At 51.7% G+C, this 19,066-nt stretch carries 18 protein-coding genes; all 18 read left to right on the top strand.

Annotated features, from left to right (window positions below; translation table 11 throughout):
- Positions 1–294: 294 nt before the first annotated feature.
- Positions 295–1,455: a leucine-rich repeat domain-containing protein gene (locus H9Q78_RS04970; protein ID WP_249303957.1), complete on the top strand. Its 1,161-nt coding sequence runs from the start codon at positions 295–297 to the stop codon at positions 1,453–1,455.
- A gap of 94 nt (positions 1,456–1,549) precedes the next feature.
- A complete protein-coding gene (locus H9Q78_RS04965) occupies positions 1,550–2,248 on the top strand; it encodes a DNA alkylation repair protein (RefSeq protein ID WP_249303956.1) in 699 nt (232 codons plus the stop codon).
- A 92-nt stretch (positions 2,249–2,340) separates the two neighbouring features.
- On the top strand, positions 2,341–3,684 hold the full coding sequence (locus tag H9Q78_RS04960) for a vWA domain-containing protein (RefSeq protein WP_249303955.1): 1,344 nt from the start codon (positions 2,341–2,343) through the stop codon (positions 3,682–3,684).
- 58 nt (positions 3,685–3,742) lie between these two features.
- Positions 3,743–5,320 carry an AAA family ATPase gene (locus H9Q78_RS04955; RefSeq protein ID WP_249303954.1) on the top strand — a complete coding sequence of 526 codons (1,578 nt, stop codon included), beginning with the start codon at positions 3,743–3,745 and terminating at the stop codon, positions 5,318–5,320.
- Positions 5,293–6,006: an HAD family hydrolase gene (locus tag H9Q78_RS04950; RefSeq protein ID WP_249303953.1), complete on the top strand. Its 714-nt coding sequence runs from the start codon at positions 5,293–5,295 to the stop codon at positions 6,004–6,006. The genes H9Q78_RS04955 and H9Q78_RS04950 overlap by 28 nt, the downstream gene beginning before the upstream one ends.
- A gap of 38 nt (positions 6,007–6,044) precedes the next feature.
- Positions 6,045–7,151 (top strand): DUF362 domain-containing protein, encoded by a 1,107-nt coding sequence (locus H9Q78_RS04945; protein ID WP_249303952.1) that lies wholly within the window; start codon positions 6,045–6,047, stop codon positions 7,149–7,151.
- A gap of 4 nt (positions 7,152–7,155) precedes the next feature.
- Positions 7,156–8,445, top strand: a complete 1,290-nt coding sequence (gene larC / locus H9Q78_RS04940) for a nickel pincer cofactor biosynthesis protein LarC (RefSeq protein ID WP_283245062.1) — start codon at positions 7,156–7,158, stop codon at positions 8,443–8,445.
- A 17-nt stretch (positions 8,446–8,462) separates the two neighbouring features.
- Positions 8,463–9,320, top strand: a complete 858-nt coding sequence (larE, locus tag H9Q78_RS04935) for an ATP-dependent sacrificial sulfur transferase LarE (RefSeq protein ID WP_249303951.1) — start codon at positions 8,463–8,465, stop codon at positions 9,318–9,320.
- A 35-nt stretch (positions 9,321–9,355) separates the two neighbouring features.
- On the top strand, positions 9,356–10,108 hold the full coding sequence (gene larB / locus H9Q78_RS04930; RefSeq protein ID WP_249303948.1) for a nickel pincer cofactor biosynthesis protein LarB: 753 nt from the start codon (positions 9,356–9,358) through the stop codon (positions 10,106–10,108).
- Positions 10,109–10,152: 44 nt separating this feature from the next.
- On the top strand, positions 10,153–11,076 hold the full coding sequence (locus H9Q78_RS04925) for an AAA family ATPase (RefSeq protein ID WP_249303946.1): 924 nt from the start codon (positions 10,153–10,155) through the stop codon (positions 11,074–11,076).
- Positions 11,077–11,117: 41 nt separating this feature from the next.
- Positions 11,118–12,890, top strand: coding sequence for a cobaltochelatase CobT-related protein (locus tag H9Q78_RS04920; protein WP_249303944.1), 1,773 nt, complete (start codon positions 11,118–11,120; stop codon positions 12,888–12,890).
- 70 nt (positions 12,891–12,960) lie between these two features.
- On the top strand, positions 12,961–13,428 hold the full coding sequence (locus H9Q78_RS04915) for a GNAT family N-acetyltransferase (RefSeq protein WP_408635198.1): 468 nt from the start codon (positions 12,961–12,963) through the stop codon (positions 13,426–13,428).
- Positions 13,429–13,561: 133 nt separating this feature from the next.
- The gene (gene rbr / locus H9Q78_RS04910; protein ID WP_249303940.1) at positions 13,562–14,158 is read left to right on the top strand and encodes a rubrerythrin; all 597 of its coding nucleotides are present in this window, start codon (positions 13,562–13,564) and stop codon (positions 14,156–14,158) included.
- Positions 14,159–14,555: 397 nt separating this feature from the next.
- A complete protein-coding gene (locus H9Q78_RS04905; protein WP_249303938.1) occupies positions 14,556–16,502 on the top strand; it encodes an NAD(+) synthase in 1,947 nt (648 codons plus the stop codon).
- Between the two features lie 239 nt (positions 16,503–16,741).
- Positions 16,742–17,293 carry a GNAT family N-acetyltransferase gene (locus H9Q78_RS04900; protein ID WP_249303936.1) on the top strand — a complete coding sequence of 184 codons (552 nt, stop codon included), beginning with the start codon at positions 16,742–16,744 and terminating at the stop codon, positions 17,291–17,293.
- Positions 17,271–17,453 (top strand): DUF6472 family protein, encoded by a 183-nt coding sequence (locus tag H9Q78_RS04895; RefSeq protein WP_249303935.1) that lies wholly within the window; start codon positions 17,271–17,273, stop codon positions 17,451–17,453. The genes H9Q78_RS04900 and H9Q78_RS04895 overlap by 23 nt, the downstream gene beginning before the upstream one ends.
- Before the next feature lie 20 nt (positions 17,454–17,473).
- Entirely contained in the window at positions 17,474–18,103 is a 630-nt protein-coding gene (gene upp, locus H9Q78_RS04890; RefSeq protein ID WP_249303933.1) for a uracil phosphoribosyltransferase, read from the top strand.
- A 21-nt stretch (positions 18,104–18,124) separates the two neighbouring features.
- A complete protein-coding gene (locus tag H9Q78_RS04885; RefSeq protein WP_249303932.1) occupies positions 18,125–19,000 on the top strand; it encodes an amidohydrolase family protein in 876 nt (291 codons plus the stop codon).
- The last annotated feature ends 66 nt before the right edge of the window (positions 19,001–19,066 follow it).

Genomic DNA, 19,066 nt, shown 5'->3' with positions numbered 1-19,066 from the left:
TAAGGCGAGCGCCGCAAAGGCGTTAGCAGGATCTTCCCGGCCGCAGGGAGGTAAAAACCGAATTTCATGCAGGTTTTTATTGGAATCTGACATGGAAAAATATCGATTTATCCATGTCAGTTGGAAAGGACCGACTGGAGGCCGCAAAGATCCTGGTTACGGCTGCCAGCGAGCCGCCTGGATGGAATCGGATTTCCTCTTGCCTTATAAACCAGATTAAGAAAGTTTATTTGAAAGGTATTTAAAGGTATGATTCCAAAAAGTATCTTATAGGATAGGAAAGGAACGCTTATTATGGAATGGATCTATGCCAGGGCGGCAGGCGGAATCCGCATATGCGGAGCTTTTGGGGAAAAGGATACGCTGAAGGTCCCGGAGGAGATCGGGGGATGTCCGGTGACAGAGATTGGCCCATATGCTTTTTCCGCCTCAGAGACGCCGCGGAGGTTTCTAACGGAGAAAACGGCCCGCTTCCGGGAAAAGGACGAGGGTGTCTTTGAGAAGACGGATGCGAAGGAAGAGGAAACAGAGGCAAAGAGAGCGGTGAAAGGAGACAGGCTGTTGGCTGTTTCTCTGCCGGATACAGTAAAGGTGATTGGAGATTACGCTTTCTATGGGTGCGGGAATCTGGAGACCATATCATTTACGGACTCCCTGGAACGGATTGGAAGCGGCGCGTTTATGGGCTGCAGCATGGTGAGAGAGCTTAGATTTATCAGGAAAAGAGAGAAGTCAAGGAGCCTCTGTCAAATGCTTTCGGAGCTTCGGTATGCCCTGGCCGTGACGATACAGGAACGGGACGGAGAAAGCTGTCTGATATTTCCGGAATATTATGAGGTTTCTGTGGAGAATATTCCCGCCAGGATTCTTGAAACGCATGTTCATGGAACCGGCTACCGCTACCGCCAGTGTTTTCAGGAGGGAGAAATTGATTATCGTGCATACGACGGGCTGTTTCACCTAGCGGTGAGCCAGGAACCGGCACAGGTGCTGGCGGAGCTGGCTCTGAGCCGTCTCCGCTGTCCGAAAGGGCTGTCGGCAGAGGCGAAGACTGGATATCTCTCGTATTTCAGCTCCCATGTCCGGGAAGCAGGAGAATATCTTTTAAAACAGGATGATCTGGATTCCATCCGTTTGGTAGCGGAGGCGGGAGGCATTGGAATGGACGCCGGGGAAACACAAGAGGTTTCTTTTCCGGCTTATGAGACAGAGGACGAGCCGCCTGCAGACGGCGCTGGAGACTTTTACATGGCTTCCCTCGGAGAAGGCGGGTTCGGCGGAAGTCCGGTAAATAAGACAGAGTCTCACAGGCTGACGGGAAAACGTAAGGCCGCCATAGACGCGATGATGGAAATGGCAGGGCAGATGGGGAGGACGGAATGCCTGGGATTTTTAATGGATTTTAAGCACAGAAAAGAAACGGCTGATGGGGCGAAGAAGGTATTTGAATTATGACCGCCTTTTGACGGTCTGACTTGAAAGCGAAGAGGAAATAAGGCATAATAGATGCAGACGCCAGAATCATACTGCGGACAGAAAGAGGAGGAAGATGCTAAAAGAGCTGAGAGAAACGCTGCTTGATAAAGCGGACGGCGGATATAAAGAATTCAATGACAGGCTGGTTCCGGGCACGGGGAAGACCATCGGGGTCCGGGTGCCGGATGTGCGGAGCGCGGCCAGGGCCATCGCCAGAGAAGATTACAGCCGTTTTTTGACGGAGATCGAGGAGGCGCAGCCGGAAAGCTTATACCAGGAAGAGCTGATGGTGCAGGGAATGGTGATCGGATACGCCAAAATGCCTCTGGAGGAGCGCTTTTTGCATCTGGATGCCTATGTTCCGCGGATCAACAGCTGGGCGGTATGTGACTGCGGGAACAGCACTCTTAAATTCATGACGAAATATCCGGAGGAGAGCTTTGCCTATGTCTGCAAATATCTGGAAAGCCAGAAAGAATATGAGGTCAGATTCGCCGTCGTGACATTAATGCAGTATTTTATCACAGAACCCTATATTGATAAGGTTCTGGAAATATATTGCCGGATCAGCCATGAGGGCTATTATGTAAAAATGGCGGCGGCCTGGGCGGTCTCCGTCTGTTATGTGCGGTTTCCGGAAAAGACCCGGGTGATTCTGGAACGGCAGGAGCTGGAGCCCTGGACTCACAATAAAGCGATCCAGAAGATCAGAGAGTCGAGGAGAGTCTCTCCGGAGGAAAAGGAAATACTGAACCGGCTGAAAGTAAAATGACGCCCTGCAAAGCGGTGTACTGGTGTGACCAGTACACTGTTTTAAACTAGGAATGAATCCTGTAATGTCTGGAATTGTCTGGAGGTAAAACGATGTCGAAGGAGCTTACGGAGAAATGGGACCGCATTGGAAAAGAGATTCTGGGAACGGCCAGAAATGAGCTGTATCTGAACATGCGATTTCTGGATCTGGCTCTTTGCAGTCTGTCCTTTCTTTTGGATACGGAAGCAAAGAGAGCCGGGACCGACGGCTATTCCGTTCATTTTGAACCATACGCCCTGGCGGAGCTTTTTCAGAGCGACAGGCGTTATGTAAACCGCTTGTATCTGCACATGGTATTTCACTGCTTATTCCGTCATCTGACCAGGAGAGGGAAACGGAGGGAGGATTATTGGAATCTGTCCTGTGATATTGCCATGGAATCCATCATTGACGGACTTTTCAAACGCAGCGTCCGGAGGGCCGTAGGTCCGGTGCGGAAAGAGACCTACGAAATGCTTGGAAGGCGGCTTAAGGTATTAACGGCGGAAGGAATTTACCAGGTGTTAATGGAGCAGAGGCTTACAGAGAAGCAGCTGGAGCGCTTGGAGCAGGCATTCTGGGTGGATGATCACAGCTTCTGGCCACAGGGGGAAAACGGGGAGCCGCCGGAGTTGGAAGAGCAGCTGGAGCAGAAGTGGCAGGATATCGCAGAGCGGACAGAGACCAGGATGGAGACGATCGGAAGAGACCAGTCGGAGGAGTCCGGGAATCTTTTGGAGCAGATTCGGGCTAAAAACCGAAAACGCTGTGATTACCGGGCATTTTTAAAAAAGTTTGCCGTGCTGCGCGAGGAGATGCAGGTGGACACGGATTCCTTTGATTATGGATTTTACAGCTATGGTCTGAGACTTTACGGCAATATGCCGCTGATCGAACCTCAGGAATTTAAAGAGGTGAAAAAGATTCAGGACTTTATAATCGCGGTCGATACTTCCATGTCCTGTTCCGGCGGGCTGATAAAAAGCTTCCTTTCTGAGACCTATGGGATTCTGTCTGAGACGTCCAGCTTTTTTAAAAAGGTAAACGTCCATATCATACAGTGCGATGAAGCGGTTCGCTCGGATGTGCGGATCACCTGCGGGGAAGAGCTTAAGGATTATATGGAAGAGTTTGAGATCCGGGGAGGAGGAGGCACGGATTTCCGCCCTGTGTTTTCCTATGTGGAAGAACAGAAGGAAAAAGGCGGGTTTGGCAGTCTGAAGGGCCTTCTGTATTTTACGGACGGCCATGGGATATTCCCGAAGAAGAGGCCGGACTATGACGTGGCATTCCTGTTTATGGAAGAGGACTACAGTGACGCCGCCGTACCTCCCTGGGCCATCAAGCTGATCCTGGAGCCTGAGGATCTTAAGCCGGAAGGGAAACGGCTGGACAAACATATCAGATTTGTATAAAATGAAACTGTAAAGGATAAAAATACGCATTTAAGAGCAGAAAAAAAGAGGCAGAAATGTGAATATCAAGCGGGCAAAGGAAGAGATCAAGAACACCATCAAAGCGTATCTTTTAAAGGATGAGTTCGGAGAATATGTGATTCCGTCCATCAGACAGCGGCCTGTTCTTTTGATGGGTCCTCCCGGCGTCGGGAAGACTCAGATCATGGAACAGACGGCCAGAGAATGTCATGTGGGCCTGGTAGCATATACGATCACCCATCATACAAGGCAGAGCGCGGTGGGACTTCCATTCATAAAAGAAAAAGAATACGGCGGAAAGGTCTGTTCTGTGACGGAATATACCATGAGTGAGATCATTGCGGCCATATACGATAAAATGGAAAGGACAGGCCTTAAGGAGGGGATTTTGTTCATCGACGAGATCAACTGTGTTTCAGAGACGATGGCGCCTATGATGCTCCAGTTTTTACAGTGCAAGACCTTTGGAAACCAGAGAGTGCCGGAGGGATGGATCATCGTGGCGGCCGGGAATCCTCCGGAGTACAATAAATCGGTCAGGGATTTTGACGTGGTAACGCTGGACCGGGTGAAACGGCTGGATGTGGAAGCAGATTATGGAGTATGGAAAGAATATGCCTACAGGGAAAAGCTTCACGGGGCTATTCTATCCTACCTGGACATCCGCAAGGATCATTTTTATCGGATAGAAACGACAGTGGACGGCGTGATCTTTGCTACGGCGAGAGGATGGGAGGACCTGTCACAGTTTCTTTCCGTATATGAGAAGCTGGGTCAGCCGGTGGATGCCCAGGTGATCGGACAGTATATCCAGCATCCGAAGATCGCCAAGGATTTTGCCAATTATCTGGAGCTCTATCATAAGTATCACAGGGATTATCAGATAGACGAGGTGCTCGCCGGGCGTGTACAGCCGTCGGCCATTTCCAAGCTTCATTTTGCGGAATTTGATGAAAGGCTCAGCGTTATGGGACTTCTTCTGGACAGGCTGGGAGAGGAATTCCGAAAAGCATACCTGCAGGACTGTGTGGTGACGGAGTTGTTCGGTCATCTGAAATCGGTCAGAGGCAGGCTTGAGAAAATAGAAGCAGATAGGGGAAAGCCGGCGGAGGCGGACAGTGAGCTCCTGGATACTGTGCGGTGTCTGGAAGAGGAACGGCAGCAGGCGGAGAAAGCGTTTCAGAGGGACCGGGATGCGGGGCAGCTTGACAAACTGTCGGAGATCACAGCTTTTAAAGTCCAGGAGAAGCTGGAATATATGAAGAAGTATGTGAGGAACACAGCAGAGGACGCGGAGACAGATTCGGGATTTTCGCTTGTCAGAGAGGTATTTGCAAAGGAGACCCAGGGGCGGCAGGAGCTGTTTGATAAAACAGCGGAAAAGCTTGACTATGCGTTCGATTTCCTGGAGGCAGCCTTTGGTCAGGGTCAGGAACTGGTGGTTTTCGTGACCGAGCTCACGGCGGGATATTACAGCGCCTGGTATATTCAGGAAAACGGCTGCGACCGGTATTACAAATACAATAAGGGACTTCTGTTTGCGGAAAGGCAGCAGGAGATCAGCAGCCAGATAGAAGAGGCGAAGGATTGGATGACGGGGGCGAATCTCACATGACGGAGGCAGTTATTTTTGATATGGACGGTCTGATGTTCGACTCAGAACGTCTGGTGCAGCTATCCTGGACTCTGAGCGGCCGGGCCCTGGGCTATGAGGAAGAAGATCTGGGGCAGAACATCTACCATACCCTGGGGATGGGGGTGGCCAGCAGGAGGGCTTATTTTCTGGAGCATTACGGGGAAGCGTTTCCCTTTGACACATTCCGCCAGTATACCAAGCGGTTTTTCTGGGAGAAGGCAGAGGAGGAAGGAATCGGCGTTAAGCCGGGCCTTTATGAGCTGCTGACGTATCTGAAGGAAAACGGTTATAAAATCGGTATGGCCACTTCTTCCAGCTATGATTATGCGGTGGGAAATCTGGAACGCGCGGGGATTCGGGGATATTTTGACGCCATAGTCTGTGGAAATATGATTGAAAAGACGAAACCGGCGCCGGATATCTATCAGAAAGCGGCCGGCATGCTGATGGAACCGCCGTCCTGCTGCCTGGCTCTGGAGGATGCCCCGAACGGGGTGCTTTCGGCTGTCCGGGCCGGCATGCCCGTGGTCATGATCCCGGATCTTCTGGAGCCGAAGCCGGAAATAGAGAGACTATTGTATGCCAGGTGCGGCAGCCTGTCGGAGGTGATACCTCTTCTTGAGGAGAAGAGGTGCAGTGCGGAGGCGCGTCCGGTTACATATTGACCTTGCTCATGGAGATTATGGGAGAAGGAGGAGATTGCATGGAGAAATCCAAGGTGTATTTTACAAATATGAGGGCGAAGGTGGGGGAAAACCTGCAGATGAAGCTTCAAAGGCTTCTGCAAAAGGCAGGGATTGAGACCATAGATTTTCAGGACAAATATGTGGCGATAAAGATACATTTCGGAGAAAGAGGAAACCTTTCTTATCTGCGCCCCAATTATGCCAGGACCGTCGTAGATATGGTAAAGGAGCTGGGAGGCCGTCCGTTTCTGACCGACTGCAACACGCTTTACATAGGCGGGAGGAAGAACGCGCTGGATCATATTGAAACGGCTTACATAAACGGATTCTCCCCATTTTCCACAGGATGCCATATTCTCATCGGGGACGGACTGAAAGGGGCAGATGATGTGGAGGTGCCGGTAAATGGGGACTGGGTGAAGAAGGCCAAGATTGGAAGAGCAATCATGGACGCGGATATCATCATCTCTCTGACTCACTTTAAGGGGCATGAAATGACCGGTTTTGGAGGAACCCTGAAAAATCTGGGGATGGGCTGCGGCTCCCGCGCCGGAAAAATGGACATGCACAGCACGGGGAAGCCATATGTGGATCAGGAGCGCTGCATTGGATGCCATCAGTGTGAAAAGATCTGTGCCCACGGCGCGCCTGAGTTCCAGGAAGGAAAAGCATCCATTAATCATGAAAAATGCGTAGGCTGCGGCCGCTGTATCGGCGTTTGTCCGAAGGATGCAGTCTGTGCGGCGAAGGATGCCACCAATGAGATCGTGAATCAGAAAATCGCGGAATACAGTCTGGCGGTCGTACAGGGAAGACCCCAGTTTCATATTAGTTTGGTGGTGGACGTTTCGCCTTACTGCGACTGCCACGGTGAAAACGACAGGGCCATCGTGCCAAACGTAGGGATGTTCGCCTCCTTTGATCCAGTGGCCCTGGATGTGGCCTGCGCGGATGCGGTAAACGCACAGCCTGTCATTGCGGACAGCATCCTCGGTGAAAGCCATGGGCATGAGGATAGGGACCACTTTGGGAAAGTCAGCCCCAACACCAACTGGAAGGTGGGAATCGACCATGGGGTAAAGATAGGACTTGGCAGCAAAGACTATGAATTGATCGAGGTATGAGAGGATGCTATATTTAGAATGTTATTCCGGAATCAGCGGAGATATGGCGGTGGCGGCTCTTCTGGATCTGGGGGCCAGCAGGGAAAAGCTGGAGCAGGGGCTTGCCAGCCTCAAAGTGGACGGATATGAGGTAAGGATTGGGCGCCGGATCAAATGCGGCATTGATGCCTGCAGCTTCGATGTGATACTTTCTGGAAAAGAAGACGGTCACAGCCATGATTATGTGGAACACATTCATGGAGAACATGGCCATGAAGGAGAACATATCCACGGGGAACATGACAGCCATAGCCATGGGGAAGAGCACAGCCATGACGGCCACGGTGCCCATGCCCATGTTCACCGGAATCTGGAGGAAATCGCCGGGATCATAAACGGATCCGATATGACGGAAAGAGCGAAGAAGACGGCGCTCCGAATCTTTCAGATTGTGGCGGAAGCGGAAGGAAAGGTGCATGGAAAGCCGGTGGAGGAAGTACATTTCCATGAAGTAGGAGCGGTGGATTCTATTGTGGATATCGCGGCGGCGGCAATCTGCCTGGATGACCTGGATATCACAGAAGCGGTGGTTTCCGAGGTCAGTGAAGGAAACGGGCATGTTCATTGTCAGCACGGGATTCTTCCGGTGCCGGTGCCGGCGGTGACAGCCATTGCTGAGCGGTACGGATTATTCCTTAGACCTACGGATACGCGGGGGGAGATGGTGACGCCGACAGGCGCGGCCATTGCGTCGGGCATCCGTACCAGAGAGGAGCTTCCCTCCTCCTATCGGATCGTGAAGACAGGCATGGGCGCAGGAAAGAAGGATTTTGCAAAAGCGAATATCCTCCGGGCGTATCTGATTGAAGAGAAAGAGCAGCCGGAAGCCATGTGGATGCTGGAGACTAATATAGATGATGTAACAGGAGAAGCTTTGGGATATGTGATGGAGAAGCTTTTCCGCGCCGGGGCCAGGGATGTATGCTATGTTCCTGTCTTTATGAAGAAAAACAGGCCGGCGTATCTGATGAAGGTCGTATGTGATGAAAAAGACAGAGAGCCGCTGGAGGAGCTGATCTTCCTGCATACTACCACCATAGGGATCCGCAGATACCGGCTGGAAAGAACGGTGCTGTCCCGAAAGCTTTTGACAGTGGAGACACCGTATGGCCGGGCAAGGGTAAAACAAGTATCGAGAGGGGAAATGACGTTTTACTATCCGGAGTACGAAGACGCAGCCCGGTATGCAGACGTTTCTGGCATTTCCTTTCAGGAAGCATATGAAGAGATCCGGAGAGCAGCCGGCTGCCTGTGACCGGGAAGGCCCTGAAAATGCAGAGGGAGCCAAGCCGGAGGAAAGGAAGGGAACAAGAGAAAATGGATGAATACGAACAAAAAAAGCAAGTGCTGACCAACATGATACAGGATGCGGTAAAGAAAGGTGCATGTATCGCATTTTCCGGGGGGGTCGACAGCAGCCTGCTTCTTACGGCGGCCTGCCGGGAACAAAAGAAGACTGGCGGAGTGGTTTTTGGCGTGCTGTTCGATACCTTTCTCCATTCGAAGCGGGACGAGGAGGCGGCAGAAAAGGTGGCTCTTGAATGTGGAGCGGATTTTGCCGTGATTCCTGTCAATGAGCTGGATAATCCGGCGATCCTCGATAATCCGGTGGACAGGTGCTACCAATGCAAAAAATTTCTATTTGCCAGACTGAAGGAGTTTGCGGCAGAACACCAATGCAGCGTTGTGATGGACGGAACCAACAAAGATGATGGAACGGCATACAGGCCAGGGCTGCGCGCACTCTCTGAGCTGGGAATCCTGAGTCCTCTTAAGGAAGCTGGCTTCAGCAAAGAAGAAGTGCGGCGCTTGGCCGCTGAGTATGGAGTTTCAGTGGCGGAAAGGCCGTCGAACTCCTGTCTGGCCACTAGGCTTCCCTACGGGACCAGGCTGGAGACAGAGCTTCTGGAGCGCATAGCCGCGGGAGAAAATTATCTGGCGGAGCTTGGATTCCGAAGTGTCAGGATTCGGGTCCATGGGAAGATCGCAAGGATAGAGATAGACCTGAACCAAATGTCTTCTTTTGTCACATTGAGAGAGGATATTGTCGCCCGTTTAAAGGACTTGGGCTTCACTTATATTACGCTGGACGCCGAAGGATTCCGTTCCGGAAGCATGGATTTACTGTGAATGGCGGCCCGTATGAGCTGGACAGGAGTGAGAATATGGAAATAAGAGAAGTGCTGGAACAGGTGAAAAGCGGGGAGCTTCCTTTGGAGGAAGCGGAGATCATGCTGGGCGGCCAGGAGTACGAAGACATCGGCTGCGCGAAGATTGATTTTCACAGAAACAAACGAAGAGGCTTCGGGGAAGTGATCTTCTGCAGGGGGAAAAAGCTCCCTCATCTGGTCCATATCTACGAGACCTTCCGTGACAGGCAGGTGAATGTCATGGGGACGAGAGCCTCAAAGGAACAGTATGACGCGGTGCGGCTTGTGGTTCCCGAGGTGGTATATGATGAAATTTCCGGAGTATTGAAATATGAACCGTTCCCCATGGAAAAGAAGGGGCTTGTAGCCGTATGCACTGGCGGAACTGCCGATATACCCGTGGCGGAGGAGGCGGCACAGACAGCAGAATTTCACGGAAGTGAGGTCCTCCGGGTATTTGATGTGGGAGTAGCGGGGATACACAGGCTTTTTTCTAAAATAGAGGAGATACGGAAAGCAAACTGCATTGTCGCGGTTGCCGGAATGGAGGGCGCGCTGGGAGGCGTCATCACGGGACTGGTGGATAAGCCGGTGATCGCCGTGCCGACCTCCATTGGATATGGCGCCAGCTTCGAAGGAGTGGCCCCGTTACTCAGTATGCTCAATTCCTGTGCAGAAGGGATGGCGGTGGTGAATATTGACAATGGCTTTGGCGCAGGATATATGGGTGCGCAGATCAACAGGCTGATCGCAGAAGGAAATGAATAATTTAGCCGGACAACGAGGGCGGCAAAAGGAAGAGGTGCGCGGCAATGGCAGAAGAGACTGCATTTTTAAGAGAGCAGAAGGTAGATGAAGGGCTGATAGCCGATCTGGAGGCTTTCCGGAAACTATATGATGTGGCAGAGAGTGAAAAGCAGAGGCTGGTGATACCGATGATTCCCTTCTATGGAAAGGACATCCTGGAACAGGCGATCGCCGCGCTTTTGCAGGGGGAGAATCTGCTTCTTTCCGGATCTAAGGCTACCGGGAAAAATGTACTGGCAGAAAATCTGGCGTATCTGTTTGGACGCCCCACCTATAATATTTCGTTTCATGTGAATACGGACAGCAGTTCCCTGATCGGTACGGATACCTTTAAGGACAATGAAGTGACTCTGAGGAGAGGGCCTGTTTATCAGTGCGCCGAATACGGCGGGTTCGGGGTGCTGGATGAGATCAATATGGCAAAGAACGACGCGGTCTCGGTGCTGCATGCCACGCTGGATTACCGGAGGATCATTGATGTTCCAGGGTATGAAAAGATATCGCTTCACCCGGCTGCGAGATTCATCGGCACGATGAATTATGGATATGCGGGGACGAAAGAGCTCAATGAAGCCCTCGTCTCCAGATTCCAGGTCATTGATATGCCGCCGGTGGATGAAGCTACTTTGATGAAAATACTGAAGGTGACGTTTCCCGACGGAAAAGACAAGGCGCTGGAACAGTTCTGCGGCCTCTTTTTGGACCTGCAGCTAAAGGCATTTAACGGGGAGATCACGACCCGGCCGTTGGATCTGAGAGGGCTTCTGGCATCCATGAAAACCATGAGGAGCGGTCTGCGTCCAGCCTTGGCCGTAAAAATGGGGATCACCAATAAGACCTTTGATATTTTTGAAAAAGAGATCATCGGCGATGTGGTCATGACAAGGATTCCCGACAGCTGGACGGCGGCAGACGTATTTGAGTCCTAGACGCGGTCAGGAGCGGCAGAAAACAGGAAGAGGTACGGGAAATGAAGGAATATTGGGAAAATGAGCATCAGATGGAAGTGGAAAACCGTATCCGGAACCTGATGTGGACCGTCAGCGGCGATTATGATCTGGATGTTTCTTTGGATGTGGACTCTTTTCAGAAATCCAGATATATTTCTTTATATGATGCGGTCAAACAGGGGGCCTTTGCCAGATATTTTGACAAGGACGCCCTGGCCCTTTATGTGTTGAAAAAGACGTTTTTAGGGGCGGAGCAGAAAAATCTGATGAGGCTGGCCCAAACTTGCGTAGACGCGGCAGTCCACAAAAAAGTTGAGGAAGAGCGAAGCGGAGTGCAGGAAATCCGCCGGCAGGCGTTTTCCGATATTCTGGAATATGACGACAGAAGGCTGGCGGAATCCATGACCGGTATGCTGAGGATGGCGTATATGAAAAAGGCTCTGGCGCCGGGGTACCGGGCGACCAGGAAGCTTGAGCAGGCGCTGACAGATGTGCTAAGTCTTGAGGAATCCTCTGAGACCATGGACATCATACGGGTGGTAGATGACCTGTATAATCGTCTTCTTGACAGAAGCTTTGAGGAAAAACAAGGCGGTCTGGACGAGGTGCTGGCGGTGACTCTGGAGGAGCTTGCAGAGTTTGGCTGGAGGGACTTTCTGAAGGAGAACGCTTCCGAGGAGAGCTTTGACGATTATATGAGGCGGGTTTCCCAGGCCATGACGAGGACGGCCCAGGAGGACGAGCAGGAGAAGAAGGAAAAAAGAGAAGGGAACACCCATATAGTCCGGGTAAAAGAAGAGGATCTGCAGAAGGTGTATTCGTATGTGGAGCTTAACTTCGGAAGGTCCTATTTGAGCCGCCTGGAGGGAAAGCGGCTGGATTATCAGCTGTGCCGGGGGGCGCATGGAGACTGCAGCCTGTATTTTACGGAGGGGATCCTGAGAAGCCCGGTAAAAAATAATTACCAGTACCAATATGCTCTGCGGCAGGCGGAGCAGAACAAAAGAGTATATTATCAGAACCATAATCTGGCCAGGAAGAATATAACGATCCTGACGGGAGTCCTGAAGCAGGCGCTTATGCGGCGGAGTGAAATGGAATATGTCAGAGATGATCACGGGCATGTGACGCCGAACCTGCTCTGGAAGGTGGGAAGGACAGAAGACAAGAGGCTGTTCACCAGGACGATCAGCCGGAATTCGACGGATTTTGTCGTGGATGTGCTGATTGACGCCAGCGGTTCTCAGAGAGTAAGGCAGCCTAAGGTAGCCCTGCAGGGGTATATCATCAGCAGGGCGCTGAGCAGCGTGGAGATTCCTCACCGGGTCATGAGCTTCTGTACCTTTTGGGATTATACGGTGCTGCACCGGTTTCGGGACTATGACGACGATAAATCTGCGGATAAGAATATCATGGAATATACGACTTCGTCCAACAATCGGGATGGACTGGCCATCCGGGCGGCCGCGGACGGGCTTTTAAAGCGGCAGGAGGAAAATAAGATTCTGATCGTACTGAGTGACGGAAGGCCCAACGACATAATCGTGAACAGGCCGAACAGCAAGAACCCTCACACCTACGGCGGAGAATACGCGGTCACCGATACGGCCAGGGAAGTGCGGCATGCCAGGAACATGGGGATATCTGTCCTCGGAGTATTTGCGGGAAAAGAAATTGACCTGAGCGCGGAGAAAAAGATATTTGGAAAGGATTTCGCCTACATCCGGGATATCGCCAATTTCTCCAACGTGGTGGGAACTTATTTAAAACGGCAGCTGGACGCGGACGGCTGAAACAGAGCCTACAAGAGGAAGATGACAGAAACAGTACAGAAAGAGAGGAACAAAAAAAGTGAAAAACAGACTGGAGTTTCGTTTTGCGGAGGAGAAGGATACGCCGCTGATCTTATATTTTATCAAGGAGCTGGCGATATATGAGAAGATGCTGGAGGAGGTAGCGGCTACCGAAGAGACGCTTGAGGAATGGATTTTCCGGAAGAAAAAGGCGGAAGTGTTTTTCGCCGTGGCGGATGGAAAAGAAGTGGGATTCGCCCTGTTTTTCCATAACTTCTCTACCTTCGTCGGGAAAGCGGGACTTTATCTGGAGGATCTGTTCATTCTGCCGGAATACCGGGGAAAAGGATATGGAAAGGCGATTTTTAGAAAGCTGGCACAGATCGCGGTGGAGCGGGGCTGCGGAAGGATGGAATGGTCCTGCCTGGACTGGAACAGCCCCAGCATTTATTTTTACCGTTCCCTGGGAGCGGTGTCCATGGATGAATGGACGACGTACCGGCTGGCGGGAGACGCCCTGGAAAAAATGGCAGAGTAATATCGGGGCTGCCGTAAACTTGTTTGAAAGAGATTCAAAGGTATATACAGCGAAATCTTGGTGCATACTGGAAATGAAGCGAATATTCCATCCGCCGCAGGCGGAGAAAACATTATTTCCAGGAGGTTTTGCAATGGCAAACATGAATTTAAAAGACAGTGAAACGAAACGGAATCTGCTCCGGGCTTTTGCGGGTGAGAGCCAGGCGAGAAACCGCTATACCATCGCAGCGGGAAAGGCAAAAAAGCAGAAACTGCAGGTTGTAGAACAGGTTTTCCGGTTTACGGCCGATCAGGAAAAAGAGCATGCAGAGATCTTTTATAATCATTTGAAGGAACTCACAGGAGAGAATCTGGAAATTGACGGAACGTACCCGATTGAGGTCTACGACGATGCGGAGAGTCTTTTGAATGCGGCCAGACATGATGAATACGAGGAATATGAAAATGTGTACCCCGCTTTTGCCGACGTGGCGGAAAAGGAAGGATTTCAGGAAGTGGCGGCCAGCTTCCGCCAGATTGCAAAAATTGAGAAGATTCATGGTGACCGGTTCGGAAAGTTCGAAGAGCTTCTGAAAAAGAACGAGATGTTCGAATCCAAAGAAGAAGCCAGCTATATGTGCCTCAACTGCGGTTACATTTACAGCGGAACAAAAGTACCGGAGATCTGCCCCGTGTGCAAGCACGACAAGGGATATTTCATCAATGTAGAAATGGCTCCGTATTTATGATATACTGATAAGCGGATTGAGCGTGGATTCCACAAGGAATACGCCATGCTTGCATGAGCGTAAGCCTTGCGGAATCCATGTGAGAGCGCAACAGAACGAAGGGCGTGAGCCCTGAGTGAGGAGGCGCAGCGCAATCCGCGAATAGAAAAGCGAGGCAGAACGAAGGGCGTGAGCCCTGAGTGAGGAGGCGCAGCGCAATCCGCGAATAGAAAAGCGAGGCAGAACGAAGGGCGTGAGCCCTGAGTGAGGAGGCGCAGCGCAATCCGCGAATAGAAAAGCGAGGCAGAACGAAGGGCGTGAGCCCTGAGTGAGGAGGCGCAGCGCAATCCGCCCAGTTAACGGATGAAGAAGAGGAAGAGAGCCGCGGGCTCTTATATTAAGGGAGAATAAGGATATCATGGAACAGGGATTTATTCGGGTAGGGGCGGCCACCCCCCAGATTTGTGTGGCGGACCCGGTTTATAACAGAGGACAGATTGAGGCTTTGGCCAGAGAGGCTGCGGCCAGACAGGTGAAGGTGATCGTATTTCCAGAGCTGTGCCTGACTGGATATACCTGCGGCGATTTGTTTCTCCAGGATACTCTCCTGGCCGCGGCAAAGGAAGAATTGGCAGTATTGGCAGACCATACAAAGGACTGGGATATCCTGATATTTGTGGGGCTTCCCTGGGCAAAGGATGGTCAGCTTTATAATGTGATGGCCGCGGTAAAGGACGGACAGGTACTGGGACTGGTCCCCAAAACTTTTATTCCCAACTATTCTGAATTTTACGAGGCGCGTCATTTCAGAAGCGGAAGCAGGGCGGTGACCATGGAACGTTTGCGTATGGCCAGCGGCATCGAGGATTTTGTACCGATGGGCTCAGATATTTTGTTTCAGTGTGCCAATATGGAGGGTCTGGTGATCGGCGCTGAGGTGTGCGAGGACGTATGGGTGCCGAATCCTCCCAGCGGACGTCATGCCCTGGCAGGGGCGACTCTTATCGTGAATTCTTCAGCCAGTGACGAGACCACCGGGAAAGGCGATTATAGACGGAGCCTGATTGGAAATCAGTCGGCCAAGCTGGTCTGCGGCTATGTATATGCGGATGCCGGCGAAGGAGAATCTTCCACGGATCTGGTGTTTGCCGGACATAATGTCATATATGAAAATGGAACGCTTTTGAAGGAGTCCGGACGTTTTACCACAGGCCTTATCTGTGCAGATATGGATTTGGAGCGGCTGCAGAGTGACAGAAGGCGTCTCACCACATTTGGCCCCATAGACGCCGGTGGTTATATGAAGGTATCCTTCAGCCTCAGGAAGTCCAGTCTGGACTTGGAACGCCCGGTGGACCCGGCGCCTTTCGTACCGGGAAGGAAAGAGGACAGGGACCGGCGGTGTGAAGAGATATTGTCGATACAGGCCATGGGGCTTAAAAAAAGGCTTTCTCATACCGGCTGCAAAAACGCGGTGGTGGGGATATCGGGAGGCCTTGATTCCACACTTGCCCTTTTGATAACAGCCAAAGCCTTTGACCTGATGGGCCTTTCCAGGAACCATATTACCGCGGTCACCATGCCCTGCTTTGGGACCACAGACAGGACCTATCACAACGCATGTGAGCTGACCAGAATGCTTGGCGCAGATCTCGTCGAAGTTGACATAAAAGAGTCAGTCATGCTTCATTTCCGTGATATCGGGCACGACCCGGAGGACAGATCAGTGGCGTACGAAAACAGCCAGGCGAGGGAGCGGACGCAGGTCCTGATGGATATCGCCAACCGAAGCGGCGGGATGGTCATTGGCACCGGTGATATGTCGGAGCTGGCACTAGGGTGGGCCACTTACAATGGGGACCATATGTCCATGTACGGCGTGAATGCGTCGGTGCCGAAGACATTGGTGCGGCATCTGGTGCGGTATTATGCGGAGACCTGTGAAGATGAAAAGCTGGCAGGGATTCTTATGGATGTGCTGGATACGCCCGTGAGCCCGGAGCTTCTGCCGCCGGAGGAGGGAAAGATTTCCCAGAAGACAGAGGATATTGTCGGGCCATATGAACTCCATGATTTCTTCTTGTACTATATCCTGCGTTTCGGATACCGGCCGGCGAAGATTTTCCGCCTGGCAGAGAAAGCCTTTGGCGGAACGTACCAGAAAGAAACGATTCTGAAATGGCTGACCACATTTTACCGGAGATTCTTCTCCCAGCAGTTCAAGCGTTCTTGCCTGCCTGACGGACCGAAGGTAGGAAGCGTAGCGGTTTCCCCCAGAGGAGATCTGAGAATGCCCAGCGATGCCAGCGCAAGGCTTTGGCTCTCTGAGGTGGAGAAGCTGGCAGGATCAGATGAGCTTAAATAGAAGAGATGCCTGCGGCACGGCTGCAGCAGATTGTCAGCACAAAAGCCTGTGGTAACATGGGCTTTTGTTTATATAACGCAGGAGGCATAGGATTCGCAAAAGAGGGCTGCTTCGCAGCGGGTGCACTGCCCTGGCGGAAACTGCTGCTTGTGGCGGCCGGAGTGTCAGGATGGACGGGCCTGGAAGAGTATGATATACTGAGTACAAAAGATTAAATTGATTAAGGGGGCATACATACGTTGGTTTCTCTTAGAAAATGGAAGGAAGAGGATACAGAGGCTCTGGCTTTTTACGCTAACGATGCGGATGTGTCCCGATATATGAGAGATTCTTTTTCATATCCTTATACAAAAGAGGCTGCAGCGGATTTTATCTGTAAATGCCGGGAATACGAAGGCCGAGACTGCTTTTTTGCGGTGGATCACGATGGAGAAGCCATTGGAGGCGCTAATGTTGGATTTCGGACTGATGTGAACTGCCGTACCGCCGGACTGGGCTACTGGCTGGGAAAGAGGTACTGGGGCTTTGGAATCGGCTCGCAGATAGTGAAAATGCTCTGTGACGAGGCATTCAGCCGGCCGGAGATCCTGCGCGTGGATGCGGAGATCGTAAGGGGGAATGGAGGATCCAGGCGGGTTTTGGAAAAGAACGGGTTTCGGCTGGAGGGAATCCTCAGGAAGAACATCTGTAAACGCGGTGAAATCCTGGATTCCTGTATTTACAGCCTTCTCCGGGAGGAATACGAATCTATGGAGGGGAGAAAGTACGGTGAAACAGGAATCAGGGTGTGAATACTGCGCCAATTATACTTATGAAGAAGAATATGGTTACTACGTATGTGACTCCGATCTGGATGAAGACGAGATGGAGCGGTTTTTGAGGAACGATTTTGCGGGATGTCCTTACTTTCAGTCGAATGATGAATATAAGATAGTCAGAAAACAGATATAGGAAGAAAAGGAGAATGAACGATGGAAAATGTGTTTGTGATGGATCATCCGCTGATTCAGCATAAGATATCGATGCTGAGGGACTGCCGGACCGGCACCAATGAATTCCGGAAGCTGGTGGAAGAAATTGCGGTATTGATGGGATATGAAGCATTCCGGGACCTTCCGTTAATGGAAGTAGAGGTGCGGACTCCCATTGAGTCCTGCAGGACGCCGATGATCTCCGGAAAAAAGCTGGCGGTCGTACCTATCCTGCGGGCCGGACTCGGCATGGTGAGCGGTATCCTGACGCTGGTCCCTTCCGCAAAGGTGGGGCATATCGGGCTTTACAGAGATCCGGTCACCCATGAGCCGAAGGAATATTACTGCAAGCTTCCGGAATCCATAGAACAGCGGGTGGTGACGGTCGTCGATCCCATGCTGGCGACGGGAGGGTCGGCGGAGGCCGCCGTTAATTTCATTAAGGAAAAAGGCGGAAAGCAGATTAAGTTCCTCTGCATTATCGCTGCGCCGGAAGGCCTGGAACGCCTGCACCGGTCGCACCCGGACATTCAGATCTACTGCGGCCATCTGGACAGGGGGCTGGATGAAAATGCCTATATCTGCCCCGGGCTGGGAGATGCGGGAGACAGGATATTCGGGACCAAGTAAACGGAAAGGAAGCGTCAGAGCATGTTCGGAGAATGTCACGGACATATATTCATGAACGGAGTCAATTATAAAGACGCCGTAGCCCGCCATAAAAACGGAGTGGATAAAGATGAAGTTAAGAAACGCCTGGAGGAGTACCGCAGGTCAGGAATAAGCTTCTTCCGGGAGGGCGGAGATTATCTGGGAGTCTCTTCTTATGCGGCGGAGATTGCGGAGGATTACGGGATTGATTACCGGACGCCTGTCTTTGCAATCCATAAAAGGGGACACTATGGGAGCATCGTAGGCTTGGAATACGATACCCTTTCGGAATTCGCGGCGCTGGTGAAAAAAGCTGGCCGGGAGGGCGCGGACTTTATCAAGATCATGTTTTCCGGACTGCTGGATTTTAATACATATGGCCGGATCACCGGCGCCGGCCTGGAGCTTTCGGAGATGAAAGAGCTGGTGCACATCTGTCATGAGGAAGGGTTTTCCGTAATGGTGCATGTGAACGGTGCGCAGACAGTACATGACGCCATTGTGAGCGGCGCGGACAGTATTGAGCACGGAGCCTATATGACGGACAGAGAGCTGGAGTTTTTAGCCGGCCGGGAAACCGTATGGGTTCCGACGGTAGCACCGGCTGGGAACCTGAGAGGAACGGGCCGGTTTGATGAAAGATCGGTGGATGCCATTGTCCGGATGCAGATAAATAATGTGAGAAAGGCCATTGCCCTTGGCGTCCATGTGGCGTTGGGGAGCGACGCGGGCGCCGTCACGGTGCCGCACTGCACCGGGCTTTTTGACGAATATGAATATCTTTTGGAAGCGGCGGACGGTGATAAAGAGAGACTGGACCAGGTGCTTGCCCAGTCAGAGGATATTGTGAAAAGAAAGTTCAGAAAAGACGATTAAACAGACCAGGAGACGGTGACAGCGTTTCTCGGCAGCAGCGAGATTGGAAGTAATAGGAAGGAAACA

It is taken from the genome of Qiania dongpingensis, from assembly GCF_014337195.1.
Classification (GTDB): Bacteria; Bacillota; Clostridia; order Lachnospirales; family Lachnospiraceae; genus Lientehia; species Lientehia dongpingensis.
The sequence above is the reverse complement of the archived record's forward strand: the minus strand, read 5'-3'. Positions and strand labels throughout refer to the sequence as shown.

Coding starts and splice junctions, on each gene's coding strand:
- H9Q78_RS04970 (WP_249303957.1), top strand. CDS start 295: ATGGAATGGATCTATGCCAGGGCGGCAGGCGGAATCCGCATATGCGGA.
- H9Q78_RS04965 (WP_249303956.1), top strand. CDS start 1,550: ATGCTAAAAGAGCTGAGAGAAACGCTGCTTGATAAAGCGGACGGCGGA.
- H9Q78_RS04960 (WP_249303955.1), top strand. CDS start 2,341: ATGTCGAAGGAGCTTACGGAGAAATGGGACCGCATTGGAAAAGAGATT.
- H9Q78_RS04945 (WP_249303952.1), top strand. CDS start 6,045: ATGGAGAAATCCAAGGTGTATTTTACAAATATGAGGGCGAAGGTGGGG.
- larC (WP_283245062.1), top strand. CDS start 7,156: ATGCTATATTTAGAATGTTATTCCGGAATCAGCGGAGATATGGCGGTG.
- larE (WP_249303951.1), top strand. CDS start 8,463: ATGCAGAGGGAGCCAAGCCGGAGGAAAGGAAGGGAACAAGAGAAAATG.
- larB (WP_249303948.1), top strand. CDS start 9,356: ATGGAAATAAGAGAAGTGCTGGAACAGGTGAAAAGCGGGGAGCTTCCT.
- H9Q78_RS04925 (WP_249303946.1), top strand. CDS start 10,153: ATGGCAGAAGAGACTGCATTTTTAAGAGAGCAGAAGGTAGATGAAGGG.
- H9Q78_RS04920 (WP_249303944.1), top strand. CDS start 11,118: ATGAAGGAATATTGGGAAAATGAGCATCAGATGGAAGTGGAAAACCGT.
- rbr (WP_249303940.1), top strand. CDS start 13,562: ATGGCAAACATGAATTTAAAAGACAGTGAAACGAAACGGAATCTGCTC.
- H9Q78_RS04905 (WP_249303938.1), top strand. CDS start 14,556: ATGGAACAGGGATTTATTCGGGTAGGGGCGGCCACCCCCCAGATTTGT.
- upp (WP_249303933.1), top strand. CDS start 17,474: ATGGAAAATGTGTTTGTGATGGATCATCCGCTGATTCAGCATAAGATA.
- H9Q78_RS04885 (WP_249303932.1), top strand. CDS start 18,125: ATGTTCGGAGAATGTCACGGACATATATTCATGAACGGAGTCAATTAT.